General features: G+C 46.6%; 16 protein-coding genes and 2 pseudogenes. 15 read left to right on the top strand and 3 right to left on the bottom strand.

Translation table 11 applies throughout. The features are described 5' to 3' along the window. Positions 1-871: 871 nt before the first annotated feature. The 13 genes and pseudogenes from NV381_RS36155 to NV381_RS36095 all read left to right on the top strand — a co-directional run bounded on the left by NV381_RS36155 (position 872) and on the right by NV381_RS36095 (position 15,678). Positions 872-3,109 carry a hypothetical protein gene (locus tag NV381_RS36155; protein ID WP_258218119.1) on the top strand — a complete coding sequence of 746 codons (2,238 nt, stop codon included), beginning with the start codon at positions 872-874 and terminating at the stop codon, positions 3,107-3,109. Positions 3,110-3,136: 27 nt separating this feature from the next. Then, positions 3,137-4,306, top strand: coding sequence for a HEAT repeat domain-containing protein (locus NV381_RS36150; RefSeq protein WP_258218118.1), 1,170 nt, complete (start codon positions 3,137-3,139; stop codon positions 4,304-4,306). Positions 4,307-4,321: 15 nt separating this feature from the next. Beyond that, the gene (locus tag NV381_RS36145) at positions 4,322-5,770 is read left to right on the top strand and encodes a glycosyltransferase family 2 protein (protein ID WP_258218117.1); all 1,449 of its coding nucleotides are present in this window, start codon (positions 4,322-4,324) and stop codon (positions 5,768-5,770) included. 45 nt (positions 5,771-5,815) lie between these two features. Beyond that, positions 5,816-6,634, top strand: a complete 819-nt coding sequence (locus NV381_RS36140) for a response regulator (protein WP_258218116.1) — start codon at positions 5,816-5,818, stop codon at positions 6,632-6,634. Positions 6,635-6,667: 33 nt separating this feature from the next. Beyond that, positions 6,668-8,023, top strand: coding sequence for a nucleotide sugar dehydrogenase (locus NV381_RS36135; protein ID WP_258218115.1), 1,356 nt, complete (start codon positions 6,668-6,670; stop codon positions 8,021-8,023). A gap of 32 nt (positions 8,024-8,055) precedes the next feature. Further along, the gene (gene glmS, locus NV381_RS36130) at positions 8,056-9,885 is read left to right on the top strand and encodes a glutamine--fructose-6-phosphate transaminase (isomerizing) (protein ID WP_258218114.1); all 1,830 of its coding nucleotides are present in this window, start codon (positions 8,056-8,058) and stop codon (positions 9,883-9,885) included. Between the two features lie 19 nt (positions 9,886-9,904). Continuing rightward, positions 9,905-10,666 (top strand): sugar phosphate nucleotidyltransferase, encoded by a 762-nt coding sequence (locus NV381_RS36125; protein WP_258218113.1) that lies wholly within the window; start codon positions 9,905-9,907, stop codon positions 10,664-10,666. Positions 10,667-10,690: 24 nt separating this feature from the next. Then, positions 10,691-10,837, top strand: a pseudogene (locus NV381_RS36120) (phosphoglucosamine mutase); the annotation flags it as partial. Continuing rightward, positions 10,832-10,972, top strand: a pseudogene (locus NV381_RS36115) (hypothetical protein); the annotation flags it as partial. The pseudogenes NV381_RS36120 and NV381_RS36115, both read left to right, overlap by 6 nt. After that, positions 10,953-12,236 carry a copper amine oxidase N-terminal domain-containing protein gene (locus tag NV381_RS36110; protein WP_258218112.1) on the top strand — a complete coding sequence of 428 codons (1,284 nt, stop codon included), beginning with the start codon at positions 10,953-10,955 and terminating at the stop codon, positions 12,234-12,236. The pseudogene NV381_RS36115 and the gene NV381_RS36110, both read left to right, overlap by 20 nt. 59 nt (positions 12,237-12,295) lie before the next feature. Beyond that, positions 12,296-13,168 carry a hypothetical protein gene (locus tag NV381_RS36105; RefSeq protein WP_258218111.1) on the top strand — a complete coding sequence of 291 codons (873 nt, stop codon included), beginning with the start codon at positions 12,296-12,298 and terminating at the stop codon, positions 13,166-13,168. 285 nt (positions 13,169-13,453) lie between these two features. Then, positions 13,454-14,203 carry a response regulator transcription factor gene (locus NV381_RS36100; RefSeq protein WP_258218110.1) on the top strand — a complete coding sequence of 250 codons (750 nt, stop codon included), beginning with the start codon at positions 13,454-13,456 and terminating at the stop codon, positions 14,201-14,203. Continuing rightward, positions 14,194-15,678, top strand: coding sequence for a sensor histidine kinase (locus tag NV381_RS36095; protein WP_258218109.1), 1,485 nt, complete (start codon positions 14,194-14,196; stop codon positions 15,676-15,678). The genes NV381_RS36100 and NV381_RS36095 overlap by 10 nt, the downstream gene beginning before the upstream one ends. 201 nt (positions 15,679-15,879) lie before the next feature. Here NV381_RS36095 and NV381_RS36090 read toward each other — a convergent pair whose 3' ends face one another. After that, a complete protein-coding gene (locus NV381_RS36090) occupies positions 15,880-17,619 on the bottom strand; it encodes a GTP-binding protein (protein ID WP_258218108.1) in 1,740 nt (579 codons plus the stop codon). A 1-nt stretch (position 17,620) separates the two neighbouring features. Beyond that, positions 17,621-18,544, bottom strand: coding sequence for a sulfate adenylyltransferase subunit CysD (cysD, locus tag NV381_RS36085; protein WP_258218107.1), 924 nt, complete (start codon positions 18,542-18,544; stop codon positions 17,621-17,623). 491 nt (positions 18,545-19,035) lie between these two features. Here cysD and NV381_RS36080 point away from each other — a divergent pair, with 491 nt between their 5' ends. Continuing rightward, complete coding sequence (locus tag NV381_RS36080; RefSeq protein WP_258218106.1) at positions 19,036-20,133, top strand: RES domain-containing protein; 1,098 nt, start codon at positions 19,036-19,038, stop codon at positions 20,131-20,133. Positions 20,134-20,216: 83 nt separating this feature from the next. Here the strand turns inward: NV381_RS36080 and NV381_RS36075 are convergent, their stop codons facing one another. After that, on the bottom strand, positions 20,217-20,504 hold the full coding sequence (locus NV381_RS36075; protein ID WP_258218105.1) for a hypothetical protein: 288 nt from the start codon (positions 20,502-20,504) through the stop codon (positions 20,217-20,219). A 272-nt stretch (positions 20,505-20,776) separates the two neighbouring features. On the opposite strand from NV381_RS36075, the gene NV381_RS36070 reads away from it, so the two are divergent. Continuing rightward, complete coding sequence (locus tag NV381_RS36070) at positions 20,777-21,541, top strand: NUDIX hydrolase (protein WP_258218104.1); 765 nt, start codon at positions 20,777-20,779, stop codon at positions 21,539-21,541. Positions 21,542-21,571 lie beyond the last annotated feature (30 nt).

Below are 21,571 nucleotides of genomic sequence, written 5' to 3'. Positions count from 1 at the left end.
TCCTCCCGCTGTAAGCCTTCCATTCAAAGGAACACGACTTCAACAGCGGCCGGAATCCCATACCCGATTCCCTCCCAACACACAAACGTAGATTGTACACCAAGGACGCCGCAAGGCGTTTTTCTTAAATGTTTTGCTTGATTGTAACAAGCCACGAAGCAGAAAACGTCGAAATCCCTGGTTGTTTTTTTGCCCAAAATGATTATTATAGCAGCAACTTTAAGTAAAGTTTATACATAGTAAAGAAGGAGGTGCCGCGGCGCCTCCTTCTTTTTGCGGAAATTTCGAATCATACAATTGGGTGCAACCCCCGATCCATTCGATTTCGTCTCCGTGCCCAGCCCTAGACAAACTTAAGAACGGCAATGGCAGCGCACACGATTTTATTCGAATTTCTTCGATTCGAAGCTAATGCCATCTCCCAAAAACCTGCATCTATACAGTTTTTGGCCCGGTATATCCGAAGTCTTATTGAATTCATGCAAATGTGCATTTATTTTTTCATTCTTAGCTGATCCGGAGCGTTTTTCATGAAAATAGATGTACTTTCGCAGGTTTGTTCCCACTACAGCAATTTCGGTAGGAAAATAACTGCATGTTTGCAGGATTTTGTGAGGACTGATGATCGATAGAGGGTCAAGCACTGCCCTTGAGGGTGAGCCCTTATTAATTGCTCTTTCCTCTGCTCGTTCCTCATCAAGGTAAAGGTTTATTAATAAAATTTCAATCTTTGATAACAAAATTTTAAAAAAGAACACATTTATTTTGAATTGATCACAATGTTTAACATTTAGAAAACAGACAAACAGCACTTTAATGGCGTAACATGACAACCAGACAGCATAACTATCAGTAACTATCGAAGGTGAATATGATGGGCAAGTGGTTCAAATACGTGTTAAAGTTCGGTCTTGTATTTGCGATTGTAGCCGGTGCGCTCTTTTATTGGCTGCGTCCTCTTTTGGTAAAGATAGAAAGCACGACGATTGCCGACGGCATACATGTGAAGTTTAGGGTTCAAGGAACGAACGTGGAGGAGTATTCGAATGAAGCGTGGAAGCCCTACTTCGCCAAAGGGGTAAATATGGGGGCAACCGTCCCCGGACATTTTCCCGGTGAATTGGTCGTTTCGGAGGATGACTATGAGAGATGGTTTGAAATGATCCAGGGCATGGGGTCGAATGTCGTCCGGATCTATACGATCATGATGCCCGAGTTTTATGAAGCGCTGGTCAAATACAATAGGACGCATCAAAAAAATCCGCTGTTTTTTATTCAGGGAATATGGAGTCCCGAGGAGCAGCTGATTGAAGGGCAGGATGCGTATGACCCCCACATCAAGCAGAAATTCGAGCAAGAAATTAAAGACGCGGTTGCGGCGGTTTATGGAAAAACGACACTAACACCCGAGCCGCATTCGGGAAAAGCAGGAGGTGCGTACAAATATAATGCAGGTCCCTATCTCATGGGTTGGATTGTCGGCACGGAATGGGATCCCAAAATGGTGAAGGGGACCAACGATCTGCACGCCGATATCGCAGATTATGAAGGGAAACACTTCCGCAATAAACCGGGAGCGTCCGCCTTTGAAAAGTGGCTGGCTTTAATGATGGATACCGCCGCGCAAACGGAAATCCAGTACGGCTGGCAGCATCCTATCGCTTTTGCCAATTGGGTGACTACCGATCCTTTGGAGCATCCGGGCGAGCCGTTATTTGAAGAGGATTTGGTTAGTGTTGATCCTGCCCATATTGAGGCGGTGGATTGGGAGACGGGATATTTCGCTTCCTATCATGTGTATCCGTATTACCCGGACTTTTTTTCATTTGACAGCTCTTTTCAGACAATGACCAACAGTAAAGGAGAAATCGATAGCTACACAACGTATTTGCATAAATTAAAAGAAGCTCACCCTGATATGCCGGTCATGATCACTGAATATGGCGTGCCGGCTTCGTTGGGGGTAGCCCACTTGGGAATGCTCGGCCGCAATCAAGGCGGTCATAACGAGAAGCAGCAGGGTGAGATCGATGCGGATTTATTGCAGGAAATTCACGGGGCCGGCTATTCGGGGGCGATTTTGTTCACGTGGCAGGATGAATGGTTTAAAAAGACGTGGAACACCCAACGCTACGATGAAGCCGACCGCCGCGCATACTGGTATAACACATTGACTAATGAGTCCTTTTTCGGGGTATTGGGGATGTTCCCTAGCAAGGATGATGATATTCACATAGACGGAGACGCTTCGGATTGGGATCGGCTGGGAAATGATAAGAAGCGACTGGATGTGCAGGTTCCCGGCTTTGAAGAGATTTGGGCCACACATGACGAAGGGTATCTTTACCTGATGGCCAAGCTATCTGAGCCCTTCGACCCGTCGCGGCAAAGCATATATTTGGGAGCAGACACGATAGCCGGAGGAAATCGTCATGCACCGCAGCTTCATGGAGTGACATTAGATGAAGGCCTGGAAACCCTTATTGAGCTGTCGGACGAAAATAAAGGCCGCATGCTGATAGCCTCTAATTATGATCTTCACGCCCGCTTGTATGAGCGTTCCGGATTGCCGGATATCGACCCGAAGGAAAAGCAGGATGATTCGGGGATTTTTAAGCCATGGAAGCTTGCTGTGAATTATCTTCTGGAATATCCGGATTCCCGATTTAATCATCCGTTCGGCGATGTGGAGGTAGGGCAATTGGAGAGAGGCTACACCGATCCGTCTCGTCCCGATTATAATTCCAAGGCGATGTGGCAGGCTCAGGGAAAGGTGCTGGAAATGCGTATTCCTTGGATGCTGCTGGGCTTCAGCGACCCCAGCTCCCTAAGCGTAATCAACTACAATCAAACGAGCCGGAGCAAATTCGAAGTGACTCAGGTGGAAGGTGTTCGCATCGTTCCGTGGATTGTGCAGGACGATAAAGTCCTGGGCCGGGAAGATTCGGCTGCGGCGGAGCCGTATCCAGTGTCACGTCTGCCGAGGTACACATGGCAGCGATGGGAGGATAAGGTCAATTATGTGGAACGGCTCAAACAAAGCTACTCGATCATGAAAGAGGCTATGCAGAAGATTGACGGTCCCGTTAACAACACATCGGGCAGCTGAAGCAGGAGCAGGGGAGGAATTCATTAGGTGTACACGAATCTTGATGTAGCCATAAAAGCGTTATATATCATTGTTGCTTTTAATCTTGTTTGTATTGTATTCATTTATGCCATCAAGCTGAGAAATATCCAAAGGAGGAAGCTGAACGACCGGTTTCAAGCGAAGTTCAAGGATTACTTGACCTATATTCACGCCAACCTTGACGGTGTGGAGCCGTTAAGAGTTCCTCCATGGACCATGAACGAGGTGGAAAGGGAGGCGATGCAGGAAAGGCTGAACGATATGATGGAATGCTTCTCCGGCTGGCAGCGCCAAAAGCTGATCACGCTTTGCGAAGATCTTGGACTCGTAAAGCATCATCTGTCACGATTCAATCATCGCTCTTACCCGGTGAAGCTGGATGCCGCTTACCATTTGGGATGTATGAGGACGAAGGAGGCGGTGCCGGCTTTACTGGAATTGTTGAAGGAGCATCGGTTGAATTCCTCGCTGTTTGTTGTGGCCCGAGCCGTTGCCAAGTGCGCCCGCAGCCAGCAGGATCTTGGAGCTATGGTTCAGGCTCTGCTCCAGCACAATAAGAAATGTTATGAGCTGATCGTCGATATTATTGCCGATTCGGAGCTGGAGACCGTTTCCTTGTACACGGAATACGTAAACCATGAGAATCCGGCATATATCCAGATCGGGTTGATAGGGATGCATGGTTACTCCGACCCTGCGGCCGCCTCTGCCGTCTACCGGCTGATGGAATCCAAGCATGAGGATATTCAAGCAAAAGCAGTGGAGGTGTATCTGAAAAGCTCACGCCTGCTTCCAAAGAATGTAGTCAGCAAGCTGCTGAGCCATCCGAATTTGGATATTCGGAGGTTGACACTAGAGGCATTGGGGAACATCAAAAACACTACATACGTGGAATTGATGAAAACCAGCCTGGCAGACGCCGATCAGCGTGTGGTCTATACGTGCGCCAAAGGCATGCTCAAAATGGGAGAAGAAGGCATGACTGCGCTTTGTCAGAGCGCAGCTGCGGCTCAGGGCACGGATCGCGGGGAATTCATGCAGCGGCTGATCGATGAGGAGCTCAAGCATTTGTCGATGCAGCTGCACAATTTGGATAAGCTCACGCAATATAACACACTGATGTACACCTATGACAAAATATTTCGCAAACATACACGAATGTATCGTGTGGTTTAGGAGGGGTACTCATACATGTGGATTTTCGATTATCAGGTGCTTGTGGATTCATTCTTGAGCGGATTAAGACAATTCTTGTTATTTTACAGCTATACTGCTCTGTTTTATGTGATTCTCGTAACACTGCTTTATTATTTCATATTCGGGTTTTCGATCCGTCATATTTTTTCAATCAAGCGGGGAATCCAGTATAACCGGATGAATAAGCTATCCAGCTCCAGTCATCTTCCGCCGGTATCTTTATTGGTCCCCGCCTATAATGAAGAGTTAACCATTATAGAGAATGTAAGGTCTTTGTTGGCTCTCAATTATGCGGAGTATGAAGTGATCGTCGTCAATGACGGCTCGCAGGATCATACCCTGAAGCGCATGATCGATGAATTTAAGCTGGAGCTCATTCATCCTGTGGCTTCAAGCAGCATTAAGACAGGAAAAATCAGAGGAGTCTACCATAATCCCGAGTATCCCAATCTCTACTTGGTGGATAAGGAAAATGGGGGGAAGGCCGACTCCCTGAATGCGGGCATTAATCTTTCCCATTACCGGCTCATCTCCACCATTGATGCGGACTCTTTGCTGGAAAAGGACGCCTTAACGAGGATTGCCCGGGTCTATATGGAGAACCCCGAAGAAACGATCGCTGTCGGCGGCAACGTCCGCATCGTCAACAGCTGCACAGTAGAAGACGGTATCGTCAAGGATGTTCAATTTCCCCGTAAGCTGCTGCCAGCGCTGCAAAACGTCGAATATACGAAAGCGTTTCTGGGCGGGAGGATAGGCTGGAGCGCAGTCAATGGTCTCATTATCATATCAGGAGCATTCGGGGTGTTTCAAAAGGATAAGGTCATTGCGGTCGGAGGATACCGTGGAGGCTATCCCGGCGAGGACATGAACATTGTCATCAAGCTTCACCGCTACTGCCTGGAGAACAAGATCCCTTACCGGGTAGCCTTCTGCCCGGATGCCGTTTGCTGGACGCAAGCCCCTGATTCGTATCGGATTTTGAGCAGCCAGCGCAAGCGCTGGGGGCGGGGAAATCTGAAAAATATGATTGAGGAAGGCATTCATATGGTGCTGCGCCCCAAATATAAAATTTTTGGGATGCTTACCCTTCCTTATAACATCGTGTTCGAAACGCTGAACCCGTATTTCCGACTCAGCGGCCTGTTGGCTATATTGGGGTACTGGATGCTGAATATGACGGATTGGAGCACTGTCGTCATCTTTTCTTTAGTGAATTTATTTTCCTGCTTTTCCTTAAGCCTGGGGGCCTTGTTCATTGAAGAGACCGCCTTCGGCCGTTATCCGAAGCTCAGCGATTTAAACAAAATGCTTTTGTATTCCTTCTTGATGTTTGTGGGCTATCGACAGATTGGCGTGTGGTGGAGGTTAAACGGACATGTCCAATTCCTGCGCAACAACAACTCATGGGGAACGATGGTCCGTACCAATTTTAATAAATAGCTTTAGTAGACTCGATCCTAATCGAAGACAAGAGGAGTGGAGAAGATGGCGGTAGTAGTTCACGATCCGATTCAAGAAGCAATATTGGAATTGGCCAGGCGAGTCCAGGCCTCATATGAAGAAGGTACCGCATGCGGGATTATTTTGGCTCCATGCTCAGCGGTTAACCAGAAGGGTTTGGAACAGTTGCAGACCTTTGTGAATGGCTTTGGGCTGGAGGTGCCCCTTCAATGCTTCTACTTGGATCCAAATGGCCTTCTCGGGGTGGTTCTAACCGAGAAAAAGCTGATCGACACCCATTATGTGTCGCTCGTTCTCAAAGAATTTGTGGAACGGCAGGGCTTGCTCCAAGGTCAAATGGTTGTCGCGAGCTTCCCGGAGAGCGGGGAACTGACAGAACAGTCACTGTCACAGCTGCTCCACACGACACTTCATGCGAAAGGAGAGAACAGAGATATCCATTTGTTTATGAATCAAGGCATTCAGCAAGGGATTTCTTCTATTCTAATCGCTGACCCGGACGAAGTGAGCAGGGAATTTGTCAAACTTCGGCTTGAAATGAACGGTTACAAGGTGGAAGAGGCTAAGGACGGAAGTGAAGCGCTCGAGAAATTTGAGAAAACCATGCCAAATTTGGTGATCACCGAATTGAACCTGCCCATTCTGGATGGCTATCAATTGATCGATAAAATCAAGAGGGACTATTCCAGTGAAGGAAAAGTGATCGTTCTCACGGATAAGCAGCTGCCGAAAAGTATGGACCGCGCCTTTGAACTGGGTGCATCCGATTATGTGACGAAGCCTTTCTCCATTTCGGAGTTGGAATGGAGAATCAAAAAATTGGGTTCTCGGTTGGGCTACTAGGCTGGAAATAAAAATGGGAAAGGTGGAAGCACGATGAGCGCATACAGTAATTTAAAATATAAATTCCAGAAAAAAACCGCCGAAATAGGGGTGATCGGTCTTGGCTATGTGGGGCTGCCCCTATGTATGGAGATGGTAAAAGGCGGGTTTACGGTATATGGCATTGATCTGGATTTCCGTAAGGTGGAGTCGCTTCGCAAAGGCGAGTCGTATATTCAGGATGTTCCGAGCGAGGAGATACAGAAAGCGATGGAATCCGGCCGATTTATTCCGACCGACGACTACCATACGGTTCAAAAGCTGGATGCGATCAGCATCTGCGTTCCGACTCCGCTCAGCGATAATCAGGACCCGGACACCTCCTATATTAGGAGTGTCGTTCTGGAAATAAAGAAAAATCTAAAGCGAGGGGCTTTGATCGTTCTTGAGAGCACGACTTATCCAGGGACCACGGAGGAATTGATTCAGTTCGAGCTGGAAGCACAAGGGCTGAAGGTGGGCAGGGACTTCTTCCTCTGCTTCTCACCCGAACGTGTCGATCCGGGCAATCCGAGCTTTAACACCTATAATACGCCGAAGGTGATCGGCGGCACGACCGAAGCCTGCATGGACCTGGGAGTTATCTTATACAGTCATGTGGTGGAAAATGTCGTACCCGTATCCTCACCGAAGGTGGCGGAGATGTCCAAGCTTCTGGAAAATACGTTCCGCAGCATTAACATTGCTTTCATTAATGAAATGGCCATGATGTGCGACAAAATGGACATCGACGTCTGGGAGGTCATTAAAGCAGCGTCCACGAAGCCGTTCGGGTTTATGCCTTTCCACCCTGGACCAGGCATCGGCGGTCACTGCATTCCGCTGGACCCGATGTATTTGTCGTGGAAGGCGAAGGAATTCCGTTTCTACAGCAAGTTTATCGAGCTGGCTCAGTCCATTAACGATAATATGCCGGAGTATGTCCGCTATAAAGCTTCGCAGGTGCTCAATATGTATGCGAAGTCCATCCGCAATTCAAAGATTCTTATTTTGGGAATGGCATATAAGCCGGATGTAGACGATCTGCGTGAATCACCGGGGCTTGAACTGTACGAGCTTCTGCAGGAGAGCGGAGCTTATGTGGATTATTATGACCCGCATGCCGGTTCGTTCCGGGACAAGCAGGGCCATACAATTCATTCTGTGGACTATGATCTGTCTGCATTAGCTAAGTATGACTGCATGGTGCTGATCACGAATCACCGCTGCTTTAATAATCGAGAGCTGGCCGACTTGGGAGTGCCGATCATCGATACGCGCAATGCGTTTGAAAACATTCAGGCCAAAAATATTTATAAACTGGGTACCGGCATCCGGAAACAAGAAGTGAAAATCGCGGTAGGGGTTTAAGCTCATCACAGCAATAGAGAGGAGAAACAACGATGTGTGGCATTGTAGGCTATATTGGAAGACGAGATGTGCAGCCGATTCTACTGAACGGATTAAGCAAGCTGGAGTACAGAGGGTACGATTCCGCTGGGATAGCGGTGCTGGAGCGGGATCAGATCAAGATAAGCAAGGTGGAAGGACGTCTCGCGAACTTATCGGGGCAGCTGGACAAGCAACCGTTGAAGGGATCGGCCGGCATCGGCCATACGCGTTGGGCAACGCATGGCAAGCCGTCGGACGCGAATTCACATCCTCATGCAGATATGTCGGGCAAATTTACCATAGTGCATAATGGCATCGTGGAAAATTATATGGAGCTAAAAAAAGAGCTTGAGCAAAAAGGAGTCACGTTTGCTTCGGAGACCGATACCGAGGTGATCGCACATTTGCTCGCCGAACAATACGAAGGCGATATCGTTGCCGCCATGCGAATGGTGATCCAGAAGCTGCATGGGGCCTTTTCACTCGGCGTCATGGCGGAGCATGAGCCGGATAAGCTTGTCGCGGTCAGACAGTCCAGTCCGCTCGTCATTGGCGCAGGTCAAGGGGAAAACTTCATTGCTTCGGACATCTCAGCCTTAATTGAGCATACCCGCAAGGTATACATTTTGGAGGACGGAGATCTCGCGGTCATTACTTCGGATCACATCTCCATCATGAAGGCCGAAACAGGGGAGGCGGTGGACCGTAAGCTGCTGCACATCGATTGGAGCGTCGACCTGGTGGAGAAGGGTCAGTTCGAGCACTTCATGCTGAAGGAAATTCATGAACAGCCGTTAACGCTCAGAAATACGATGCTGGGACGCATCAATGACCGGGATGAAGTGAGCTTTCCGGAATTGGCGCATGCAGCGGGTGTCTTCAAAGACGTGGACAAAATCTTCATCGTTGCCTGCGGCACCGCCTATCATGCCGGACTCATCGGCAGCACGATTATTGAGAAATTAACGCGAATCCCGGTTCAGTCCGATATCGCATCGGAGTTCAGGTATCGCGACCCGATTATAACGGATAGGACGCTTGTGATCGTCGTCAGCCAATCCGGTGAAACAGCGGACACGCTTGCCGCCCTGCAAGAGAGCAGGAGAAATGGTGCAAAAATACTGGCCATCACCAATGTGCCAACCAGCTCTATCGCGCGGGATGCGGACTATGTGATTGCGACGAAGGCTGGCCCGGAAATTGCAGTGGCATCGACCAAAGCTTATACCGCCCAGCTGCTTGCTTTTTATTTGTTCAGCATCTACTTGGCACAGGAAAGACAGACGCTGGATCAAGAGCTTCATTTGGAGTTGGTTAAAGGATTAAAGGCACTACCCGTTCAAGTGGAAAAGGTGCTGGAGAACGCCAATGAGGTAAAGTTGTTTGCCGAATCGATCAAAGATGCCGAAAGCCTGTTTTTTATCGGAAGGGGACTGGACTACGCGGTTGCCCTTGAGGGCTCTCTCAAATTAAAGGAAATTTCCTATATTCACTCGGAAGCTTATGCGGCCGGAGAGCTGAAGCATGGCACATTGGCTCTGATCGAGAAGGGGACGCCGGTCATTGCGCTGGCTACACATATGGATCTTTACGAAAAAACAGTCAGCAATATTAAAGAAGTAAAGGCTCGCGGGGCTCATGTCATGGGGATAACGGTCGAAGGCAATGTGGAGCTGCTTAATGCGGTGGACGAAATTTGCTTCATCCCTCCATCGCTACAGCTGCTGGCGCCCATTTTGGCGGTCGTGCCGCTGCAGTTGATCTCCTATTACGCCTCTTTGGCCCTAGGGAACGATATTGATAAACCCCGCAATCTGGCCAAAAGCGTTACGGTAGAATAAACGAACGGGAGGAATACACATGGAAGCATTCGCTATTCTGTTAGCTGCAGGTAAAGGCACACGAATGAAGTCGGAGCTGCCCAAAGTACTTCATCCCGTCGGGGGCATACCGATGGTCGGACGTTTGGTCGACAAGCTGGAAAGCATGCCTATCAGCCGGATTCTGGTTGTCGTTGGGCATAGAGGGGACCTTGTGAGGGCGTATTTGGGAACGCGGGTTGCATTCGTTGAGCAGGCCATACAGCTTGGAACGGCGCACGCCGTTCTCCAGACTGAGCCTATGCTCAGAAACCGCTGCGGATCAACCTTGGTGCTTACGGGAGATACGCCTCTCATCAGGCAATCCACCATCGAACGGCTGCTTGCTGCCCAGAGGGCAAACTCATGCTCCGGAGTGGTATTGACCGCGGTGATCCAAGATCCGACCGGCTACGGAAGAATTATTCGCGATCCTCTGAGCGGTGAAGTCATCGACATTATTGAAGAGAAGGACGCAACTCCGGAGCAGAAACGGATTAACGAAATAAACACAGGGATTTTCTGTTTTGATAATGAAAGCTTGTTTCGAGCGCTCTACGGCATTACCAACAACAATGCTCAGCATGAGTTTTACTTGACCGATATAGTGAAGGTAATGAGGCAGACGGGCATTTCCGGGGGCCATAAGAGATTTGAAGCGATCGTCCTTGAGGATCCGACGGAGGTTATGGGGATTAACACCCCTGAACAATTAGAGGAGGCGAATCGGGCCTTTTATGCACGAATGGGGATTTTTGCATAATAAGTCATGGGAAGGAGTTCCAATATGGGAGTTGTTTTTGGTACGGATGGTGTCAGAGGGGTTGCGAACCGCGAACTATCGCCGGAGCTGGCCTTTGAGCTGGGCCTCGTTGTAGGCAGCATGCTGCCACGCAGCTGCGGGAGGAGGCGTCCAAGCGTCGTTATCGGTCGTGTATTGGTGCGGCCTTCGGGTACGGAGGCTTTGGTGCGTGTGATGGCGGAGGAGCCGGATGAAAGGGAACTGCCCGGCTACGTTGAAGGCATTGTAGAGGTGGTAAAGGAAGAGCTTGAATATAGCGTTGTTTAATCCAATTCAACATATGAGAAAGACGATTGCATGTTTAGTCTTTTACCTGATTTTTTCGATCGGTTCCTTGTTGATCCCGGTGTACTCTTATATCACTGAGCTTGAGGTGGAGGTGAACGGGGAAAAGATGGACTTTGCGAATGCGCAGCCTTACATCGATGAGCGGACGGGCAGTACGATGGTTCCAGCAAGAGAGATCGCCGAAAGATTGGGGGCTGAGGTGGAGTGGGATCGTTCGCTGGAACAGGTAACCCTGCATAGCAAGCATCTCACCACAAAATTAACCATTGGTCAAAAAAATGCTTCAATCAACGGCAAGGAAGTTAAGCTGGACGCGCCGGCAGTCATTAAAAATGACCGAACCATGGTTCCGCTCAGGGCTGTTAGCGAAAGCCTTGGAGCTGATGTCGATTGGGTGCAGGAACGGAATCTGGTGCTGGTGACTTCGTCTGACAAAGCGCAAAGGTCTACTTGGATCTGGGACAGCAAGATAATTGAGAACGAGCGCGATAGCATCCTTAAGTTTGCGGTTAACCAAAGGTTGACTACGATATATCTTCGCTACGAGACGTATACCAATCAAGAAGCATACCGGACGTTTATCCGCAGTGCTAATGGTCTGGGCATCAGGGTTGAAGCGCTGGCTGGTGCGTCGGATTGGATTTATGAAAATAAACAGATTTATATCCAGCAATTTATTGGGGCGGTTACCCAATATAACACTTCGGTGGATACCCTGGAGCGATTTCAAGGCTACCATTTTGATATTGAACCGTACACTCTGGACATTTGGAAAACCCAGCAGAACTGGGTGCTCGAACGTTGGATGGATACGATCAGACTGATTGAAACGGAAGTGAGAAGAACCGATCGCAGCATGACGATGGCCTTCGATATTCCCTTCTGGATCAACAGTATTGCAGTTCCGGGAACAAACTACTCCTTTAGTGCTTGGCTGCTGGAGAAGGCGGACAGTGTCGTCATTATGGCATATCGCAATACCGCACTGGGCAGTAATGGAATTATTGCCAGGGCCAAGTCGATCATCTTGGAAGCAGTGACGCTTAAGAAACAAGCAATCGTTGCGGTGGATACATTACCCAGCAAGGAAGGCGATCATACCACCTTTCATTCGCTTGACCCTGCGCATATGGAGTCGCAATTGCAGCTGGTCAAGGAAAACCTCACCCCTTACCCGAGCTATTCCGGAATCGCTATCCATGATTACGTGAGATGGATCGAGTTATTGAAAAATAATCGCTGACAGATGAGTGCCGGACAGAGTTGGAGCGGAATTGGTGAAAAAGAAGGAGGATAAGTAAAATGAAAATTTCAGGTTTGGTTGTTTCCCTGTTGGCTGGTGCAGCTCTCGGTATTTCAGGGATGGCTCTCGCAGGCGGCAGCGATATAGCCAACACCTTTCAGGAATCGTCTTTACCGGGAGGAGGCATTCAGGTCCCCCATAATGAAAGGTTTCACCTTTCTACGGATAAGCAGTGGATTTCCACAGAAGGTCACTTATCGGATCTCATCCGGCTTCAGTGGACCAAAGATCGGGCGAAGCCAGCTATCTCGTGGCTGGATGAGAATGGTAATGATAAGACGGCTATCGTTTCTCATGCCAAAGCAAATGACCCTGAACAGCATGATCATAATCATATGTCATTTGAAACGACGATGTCGCCTGATGGCAAAAACCCGAACGAGCTGTTTACGCGTCTGGAGATTCCGTTCGATCAGGATGTAGCTGAAATTCGCACGCATTCCTCCAATTTCAATGTCATGGATGGGATTTTACGAATTGCCGGAACTGAAGGCATTAATCGTGATTTGACTTGGGCTAAATCGGCTGATGGGAATATCACGACTCCCCGCTGGGCTATGCGCGCAGATTCATCTGAGGAATCTGGAGGGAATGCCGGCTCCAATCTGCAAATTATCCGTTATTCCGATGACGGTAAAGCATTGGACAGCCCGTTAACCATCAATCGCGGCAGCGGCAACATTGGCATTGGAAATACGGACGCCAAGACCAAGCTGGACATCAGCGATGACAGCATCCGCATCAGGAAATCCATGACGCCGGTCTCGTCTTCAGCCCCCGGACAAGAGGGCGAGATCGCATGGGACAACGGGTACGTGTATGTGTGTGTTGCTCCCAACACATGGAAGAGGACGACTTTGTCTTCCTGGTAAAGCAATTCTCTCCCTAACCACCGCGTTCGAAACTTTGACACAAACACTTCGCTTCCCAAAAAATCCTAATAATCAGATTGTGACGCCCTCTATGCGATAGAGGGCGTTTTTTAGTGGGAAATTTAGTGGAAAATAAAGGTAATTTGTATAATTCTTGATCTGCCTAGACAAACGCTTATTACTGAAGCAGCTTACTGATGTAGACTCTTAGGGCAGCCCAGTTGTCTATCACTTAGTCGTATAAATGATACACCGCCGGTCGGCTACCCACTTAAAATGGAAGTGATGTCAGAATCCTATATAAGGACCATAGAAAGGTGTGAACCGCTTGTGCCCTGGAAAGTGTTGATCGCGGATGATGATCCGAATGTGAGGGAAATAATCCGACTCTATTTTCGTCAGCAGCTCATTGAATTGATAGAAGCACCTGACGGCGTCTCGGCCTTGGCCATGCTAGCGGAAGTTAAGCCTGATATAGTGATATTGGATGTAATGATGCCCGGGCTCGACGGTTTCGAAACGTGCCGGGAGATTACAAAACGATACGACGATGTACCCGTCATTATGCTGACAGCGAAGAACGATGAATTTGACCGTGTGCTTGGTCTGGAGCTCGGTGCGGACGATTATATGACCAAACCCTTCAGTCCGAGGGAGCTGGTGTCGCGCATTAAAGCGATCTTTCGCAGAATGCAGAAAGGACAAGCCGCCATCGAAGTTGATGCGCCCTCCCAATACGAGTTTGATGATTTAGCCATTCATGTGGCCCGCCGGGAGGTCATTGCGGGTAGCGTGAAAATCGACTTACGCCCCAAGGAGTTTGAGCTTCTCACGTTTTTTGCGAAATCTCCAGGCAGTGTGTTTACGAGAGAACAGCTGCTGGAGCAGGTGTGGGGATATGACTTTTTGGGCGATATGAGAACGGTGGACGTTCACATCAAAAAACTACGTGAAAAGTTAAGCCCTTGTCATAATGTGTGTATTCATACAGTATGGGGAGTGGGTTACAAGCTTGAGGTAGAAGCATGTTCTTGAATCCAAATAAAAGCATTCTCCGCAAAATGCTGACAAGCTCTATCGTTACGGTGCTCCTGGGGCTTTGTGCGGTCGGGCTTGTGATTTCATTGTTTGCCAAAGAATACATAGTCAACTCCAAAAGTAATGAGATGATCCGGCAGGCCAAGCAGGTCAATCTCGCTATACAAAATCAGACGGCTCCGAATGACGGCTTTAAGGAGCAGCTGCATTTTTTTGATCAAGCCTTTGACTCGCGCATTTGGATTTTTGATATGAATGGAAATATCGTCACAACCTCCTCCAAGGATGAGGTGAACATAGGCAAGGTCGTCAGCACCGAGGTGGTGAATCAAGTCATCAATGGTGAGCCTGCAAAATGGAATCAATTCGAAGGATTAAAGGAAGGTATGCTTTCGGTTGCGGTTCCGTGGGGAAAAGATAACGACGTATATGGTGGTATTGTTCTTCATTCACCTCTTAAAGGGATGAATGAGACCATCGCTCAGCTTAGAGAAACGATCCTTTGGGTTACTCTGCTTGGCATCTTCTTTTCGTTTGGGGTATCCTCCTATTTATCCTGGTCGATTACCCGACCCATCCAACAGATTGACAAGGCGGCGGCCAAGATCGCCGTCGGAGATTACAGTGAGAGAATTCGAATAGACTCCAGGGATGAGATCGGAGAGCTGGCGACGACGATCAACCACATGATGGAGCAGCTTGAACGCGTTGACCAGGAAAAGAGGAAGCTGAATCAGCTTCGTCATGACTTTTTGGCTAATGTTTCGCATGAGCTGCGTACTCCCCTTACGGCGATGCAGGGGTTTTTGGAGGCTCTGCAGGATGGTTTGATCGAAGAAGGAGCGAGAGACCAATATTACGAAATCATGTATAACGAAACACTTCATATGAACCGGCTGGTGGATGATATTACCGATTTGATGAAGCTGGAAAATAAAGAAATCGAGCTCCTATGGATGGCGGTCGATGTTCAGGCGATGCTGTCCAAGCTGGCCTTCAAATTCCGTCCGGAAGCCGAAGCTCGAGGGACGATCATCCACTCCAGCATGGATGAAGATTCACCGCAGGCCTTTGCCGATCCTGATCGGCTGGAACAAATTTTTAACAATTTGATCAAAAATGCGGTCAAGTTCACCGAGAACGGAACGATAGAACTGAAAGCGATGGCGGTTCCGTCGGAGGAGTGCGTCCTGATCACGGTAACCGATACTGGAATCGGGATATCGCCGGAGGATCAAGGGCTCATCTGGGAACGGTTCTTTAAAGTGGAAAGAGGCAGACCGGTAAAGCATAAAGGCTCATCCGGCTTGGGGCTTGCCATTGTCAGGGAGCTTGTCGAGCTCCACAACGGAAGCATCGGCGTTCGAAGCGAGATGGGGAAAGGAAGCACCTTCGAGGTAAGAATTCCGCTTCATGATAGCCGACAGCATGGGCAACCGTCGGTAAGCCTAGCAATCGTTCGAACACCTTAGGTACATTCCCAATCAACATGCGTCTTTAAATACTGCAGAGTAGGGCAACTCCTTTTTCTGCGAACGAAATACACCAGCAGGTTGCCGCGGCGACCTGCTTATTTCCAGTAATACACCAATAGAGTCTTAACAGGCGCCTCATGCCGCGGACAAAAAAAGTCCCTACATCACTATTCACGGTGATGTAGGGTTATGTTGGCATTAGAAATTAAGGAATTGTCCACGACTACTCTCATTGATTAAATATTTGATAATTCGTTTCACTACATAATTTGCAGCTTCTTCGATTGAAAAATTGCTTGTATCGATTTCGATTTCCGGGTTCCCAGGTGTATCCTTTGTACTCGAGCTGCCTGCAAGCGGTCCGTTTACATAAACTTCAATATATTCTTTGCCAATGATGTCTCGCGCGGTTTCTCGGTCGTTTTCCACCGGGGAATCATTCGATACCAATGCAATAAGTCCAGCATCATTCATCAATTTTGCAACTTCTGCTAATCGCTGCAACGATTCTCCCTGGCCATTATTGAGTAACATGGTATGGTGGCCTGTCGATACCAAACGTTTTTCGACTTCCTTCGCAAGGGTTGAGTTATCCCAAACCGTACCGATGAACCAGAGGGTTAATGGATTCTGACCTTTTTGCTGGGCACGAACATCTCTGGTGATTTCCGTATCTAGCCGTACCAAACTGTCGGAGCTTTGAAGGGTTTGGTTAATCACTCCACAAGCGGACGTCATGTTGGTTACACGATCGATTAGAATAAATCCGCCAATGCTTTTATTTTTTTCGAAGGAATCAAATACGATGTTGTCCGATAAAGAAAATTCACATTTGGCCAATTCATTTTTGACAATGTGATCGGCTGGAACCGTATTTCCAGAATTGATATCGATTTTATGAATAATTGCCGTCACGGTACCAGGCAGGACTTTCGTTCCTACTTTGACTAAATAATTTTTGCCAGGCATCAGTACGGAGTCATCCATCCAAAGAATCGTAGCTGAGAAACTATCCGCCTCTTGGAGTTGATTATCTTTGGTAAATACACAACCCCGCGAAACGTCAACTTCCCGATCCAATTGAATGGTTACAGGCTGTCCAGCATGTGCAGAATTCCGATCTTGGTCTGTCACTAAAATACGTTTGACCTTCGCTTTTTCACGACTAGGTAGCGTCGTCAGCTCTTCGCCAACCGCGATGGTTCCTGCCTCAATCTGACCTTGGAAGCCGCGGAATGTATGATCCGGTCGACATACACGCTGAATCGGCATCATAAACTTCTTCGTGTCATCGGTTTGGTGAACATCCACATTTTCCAAATACGGCAGCAAAGCAAGGCCATCGTACCATGGGGTATTTGGTGATTTTTTCGTAATGTTATCCCCTTCTGTCGCAGAAACAGGGATCACCTGAATACTTTCAAAGTGAAACTCAGTGGTCAATTGCGAGAACTCTTGTTTGATCGCTTCAAATTTCTTAGGATCAAAATTCACTAAATCCATTTTGTTCACAGCCAAAACAAGATGTTTAATGCCCATGAGTGCACAAATCCGAGTATGGCGCTTGGTTTGGGTAATAACCCCTTTCGTTGCGTCCGCAAGAATAATAGCCAGATCCGCAAAGGATGCTCCAACGGCCATGTTACGTGTATATTCTACGTGTCCCGGCGTGTCCGCTACGATGAAGGAACGATGATCCGTCGTAAAATACCGATAAGCCACATCAATCGTAATCCCTTGTTCGCGCTCCGCCAGTAGTCCATCTAGAAGCAAGGAATAGTCAATTTTGCCGCCGCGGCTGCCAAGTCTGCTATCCAGCTCTAACGCTCTTTCCTGGTCGGCGAATAAAAGCTTGGCCTCATAAAGCATATGTCCAATTAAGGTGGATTTTCCGTCGTCTACACTTCCGCAAGTAATAAATTTAAGCAGACTTTTCATTTTAGAAATAACCCTCCCGTTTACGTCTTTCCATACTTCCAGCCTCTTCTTGGTCAATAACCCGAGTTGTCCGTTCGGATGAAACCGCACCAAGCGTTTCTTCGATAATGGCATCTAGCGTATCTGCCTCAGACTCGGCACCGCCAGTAAGAGGATAGCAGCCTAATGTGCGAAACCGCATCTTCTTCATTTCAATTTTCTCATGAGGTTCGAGTTTCAAACGATCATCATCCACCATGACCATATGTCCATCACGATTGACGACGGGTCTTTCTTTTGCAAAATAGAGAGGCACAATATCAATGTTTTCTCTGCGAATGTATTGCCAGATGTCTTTTTCCGTCCAGTTGGATATTGGGAAGACGCGGATGCTTTCTCCCTTATTGATTCTTGTGTTGAAAAGCTTCCACATTTCCGGCCGTTGGTTTTTCGGATCCCAGGCATGATTCTTATTCCGGAACGAGAAAATCCTCTCTTTTGCACGGGATTTCTCCTCATCGCGTCTTCCGCCGCCAAACGCAGCCGTAAATCCGTATTTGTCCAATCCCTGTTTTAATGCTTGGGTTTTCATAATATCGGTGTACGCGGAACCATGATCAAATGGGTTGATCCCTTGTTGAACACCTTCCTGATTCGAATGAACAATCATATCGATCCCAAATTCTTTAGCTTTGCGATCGCGGAATTCGATCATTTCTTTAAATTTCCACGTTGTATCAATATGCATAAAAGGAAATGGCGGTTTCTCGGGATAGAAAGCTTTCAGCGCCAAATGCAGCATTACGGAACTATCCTTCCCGATCGAATACAGCATCACGGGATTTTCACATTCCGCCGCTACTTCTCGTATAATATAAATCGCTTCAGCCTCAAGTTGATCCAAATGCGTCATTTCATGTATGGAATCAGGCTTCAGTTTTTGCATGGAAAGGTGCCTCCTTTTAATTCTTACTAAATCTATCGTATTTCTTTATATTCTAACAGATTCTAGCTTTTATGCAAAGTGGAAGAAAGTAAATTTTTTTAAAATTTCTATTATTTTTGTCGAATCATGTAGTACTTTTTCGGAAATCGACCAATAAGTTGTGGTTTTGCGTGGAAAAGCTTCAGAAAAGCGTGGGAGTCGACCCCCTGTTTCATAATCGCAACATATTGCATCCCCAGTCAGTCCACATATCTTGTCATCCACTTTAGCTTCTAAACCAAAATCTTTATTTATTATTGGAACGTAGTATGGATTGTCAATTGACTTCTTTCTGATGTGGACGAAAGCTCCTTAGTTTTTCAATTGATAATAGCTCTGTATTTGCCGTGGAGGATTTTGTAAAAAAACGTAGAATATTTAGAGGGTTTTGGTTAACAGGCGGCAGATGTAACAATGATTGTATTGAATATGAAAAGATAAGGGCGATAACTTTGAGAGTTGAACACCAACTGCAAACTATTAGAGAAGAACTAATAAAAGATGAGTTTAATTTGCCTATTACCTATATAAACCTATCTTATAAGGAATTAATTAAACTCAAAAGTTTACATTTTATGGAGAGTGCTCGACAGTTAAAATTAAAACATGTTCTTTCCGATGCTGAAGTAAACATAGTTTATAAAGTATGTGATGCCGTTGAAAGTTCACTCAATAAATACTATGATGGCTTCCCATCTGAAGCATACAATTTATTAAAACCAGCTATTGATCAATTAAGCTGCTATTTCGATAGTTTTGGCTTATTTAACAGAAGTCCAGGCTTACGGTTATACAGAATAAGAAAAGATAAGTTTCCACTTACAAATAAAAAAGACTTATTTCATATTCCCTTTGAAGAAAGGACACTTGTTTCCACGCAAAGGTATAGCATTCCAGGATTTCCCTGCCTCTATTTGGGTAGTTCTGTCTACACATGCTTGGAGGAATTGAGAACAGTAAATAATACGCAGCAAGTATATATTTCTTCATTTAAAAATGATCGTGGAATGAAATTTATCGATTTGGGTTATCCCCCTAGAGTAGCGACAGTAGCTTCATACAAAAAAAGTGATGTGGATAGTTACAATGCTTTAAAGGCATTATATCTCTGTTGGCCATTAGTTGCTGCATGTTCCGTCCAGGTAAAAGATGATGTTCGCCCATTCAAACCAGAATATATCGTCCCTCAGCTTTTGCTGCAATGGGTAAGGAACTCGACCCATTTTAATGGGATTCGATATTTTACATCCAGAAGCAGTAGTTATGATCGAAGTGTACACTTGTATCAAAACTATGTTTTTCCGGTAAAAGAAAACAAGGAATCCGGTTACTGCGATAATCTCGTAGAACATTTTACATTAACCGATCCTATTAGTTTGGATCAGTTTCGATCAAACTATAATAGGGAAAGCAATGAGCCTTTATATTTAGGCAGGGGAAGAAAAGGAACAATTGACGATAGCGGTATGAAGGTAGATTATCGGTGTACTTATTATTCTTATTTGGAAGAAGAGCTGGAGAAAATTAATCATTCTTCTTTATATTATTAAATGATTCTTTAGCTATAAGTGTATAATCATCTATCTCTATTTAAAAAGCTCAAGCGTCGGGCTTCCCTAGCCGGCGCTTGAGCTTATTTTCTTCTATAGAACTTTTCCCAGTCTTTAATGACTTCTGCTTGAGTCAATAATCGATCCCGCAGCCAGCGGGACGTTTCCCATTCGTGTAGCGCTTGTTGTCTGGTTTTATAAAAACGGTAGTCGCAAATATTCCAGGAACAGAACAACTTCTGATACCATTTTCCGTTTTGAACGCCGCCTGTGAAACGGCGCACAGCCTTACTTGCCTGCCGTTTACTCCAGCGGGTACCAGGTGAATGATGGTCTGTCCATACGGGTGATTTTTTTACACTTCTGCTCATTTGGCTCTCTAACCTCCTTGCGGGAAGCTAGAGACCGTCTAATATCTTCATATTTCACCTCATCTAGAGTTTGTTGTTTTCTGTATATATAAACGCAGTCGATAAAAATATGTTTCTTTAAACTGGAAATTTCCTCCCCGCTTAAGAACACCAAGATATGGTACGATTTGTTTCTTTTTATCTGCCCGTTTTAACAAATACATCTTGACACGAAATTTAATTATGTCATAATGATAATATCAAAGTGAAGTTATGGAATGGTGATTAATGACATGTTCGAAAATGAGATGAACTATTCAGCCAATAAATACAGAACTCCTGATGGGGCCCCAACCGATATCGTCATTTTCACGATCCTGTCTAAGGAGAAGCATGCAGCCAAAAAATCTTTGCCCACACGTGAATTGTACGTGATGCTGATCCAGAGAAATATTTGGCCCTATGAAGGGAAGTGGGCTCTGCCAGGCGGATTTACTCGAGAAACAGAAACGGTTTATGCCTGTGCTGAACGTGAGTTGAAGGAAGAAACGAGTGTAGATTTTGTTCATCTCGAATATTTTAATGTCTATAGTGATCCTGGTCGCGATCCGAGGGGATGGATCATTTCTCACGCTTTTCTAGCCTTGGTGAATGAACATGTATTAGTAAATCGAAGAGCCGCAGTTGATGCATCGGAAGTTCGGTTATTTACAATAAATGAAGCTTTATCGCTGGATTTAGCTTTCGATCATCGACAAATTCTTGAGGATGCCTTGCAAAGAATCCGCCAGAAAATGCTTAGCACAACAATTGCTAAAGAGTTCCTTCCTGAAGAGTTTACGATTGGTGAGCTTTATCAAGTCATTCAAACGGTTGTTCCAGAGTTCGAGGAGAAAAATTTTATTCGAAAAATTACATCAACTCAAAGCCGCAAAGGGATCATTGAAGAGGTGAAGGACAGTAACGGGAGCTTGAAGTTATCCAATCGGTATTCACAAAGGGCAGCTCAATTGTATCGATTTACAGACCTGGAACCTCAATTATCTATCTATAGTTAAATTAAGTGGTTAAACGTAATGATCGGGCAG

This window comes from Paenibacillus radicis (ex Xue et al. 2023) (assembly GCF_024722015.1).
Taxonomy (GTDB): domain Bacteria; phylum Bacillota; class Bacilli; order Paenibacillales; family NBRC-103111; genus Paenibacillus_S.
The sequence above is the reverse complement of the archived record's forward strand: the minus strand, read 5'-3'. Positions and strand labels throughout refer to the sequence as shown.

Excerpts from the sequence above, each read along its gene's own strand:
- NV381_RS36105 (WP_258218111.1), top strand. The coding sequence starts at position 12,296 with ATGAAAATTTCAGGTTTGGTTGTTTCCCTGTTGGCTGGTGCAGCTCTC.
- NV381_RS36070 (WP_258218104.1), top strand. The coding sequence starts at position 20,777 with ATGTTCGAAAATGAGATGAACTATTCAGCCAATAAATACAGAACTCCT.
- glmS (WP_258218114.1), top strand. The coding sequence starts at position 8,056 with ATGTGTGGCATTGTAGGCTATATTGGAAGACGAGATGTGCAGCCGATT.
- NV381_RS36145 (WP_258218117.1), top strand. The coding sequence starts at position 4,322 with ATGTGGATTTTCGATTATCAGGTGCTTGTGGATTCATTCTTGAGCGGA.
- NV381_RS36090 (WP_258218108.1), bottom strand. The coding sequence starts at position 17,619 with ATGAAAAGTCTGCTTAAATTTATTACTTGCGGAAGTGTAGACGACGGA.
- NV381_RS36155 (WP_258218119.1), top strand. The coding sequence starts at position 872 with ATGATGGGCAAGTGGTTCAAATACGTGTTAAAGTTCGGTCTTGTATTT.
- NV381_RS36075 (WP_258218105.1), bottom strand. The coding sequence starts at position 20,504 with ATGAGCAGAAGTGTAAAAAAATCACCCGTATGGACAGACCATCATTCA.
- NV381_RS36140 (WP_258218116.1), top strand. The coding sequence starts at position 5,816 with ATGGCGGTAGTAGTTCACGATCCGATTCAAGAAGCAATATTGGAATTG.
- NV381_RS36125 (WP_258218113.1), top strand. The coding sequence starts at position 9,905 with ATGGAAGCATTCGCTATTCTGTTAGCTGCAGGTAAAGGCACACGAATG.
- NV381_RS36100 (WP_258218110.1), top strand. The coding sequence starts at position 13,454 with ATGTCAGAATCCTATATAAGGACCATAGAAAGGTGTGAACCGCTTGTG.
- NV381_RS36135 (WP_258218115.1), top strand. The coding sequence starts at position 6,668 with ATGAGCGCATACAGTAATTTAAAATATAAATTCCAGAAAAAAACCGCC.
- NV381_RS36095 (WP_258218109.1), top strand. The coding sequence starts at position 14,194 with ATGTTCTTGAATCCAAATAAAAGCATTCTCCGCAAAATGCTGACAAGC.
- cysD (WP_258218107.1), bottom strand. The coding sequence starts at position 18,544 with ATGCAAAAACTGAAGCCTGATTCCATACATGAAATGACGCATTTGGAT.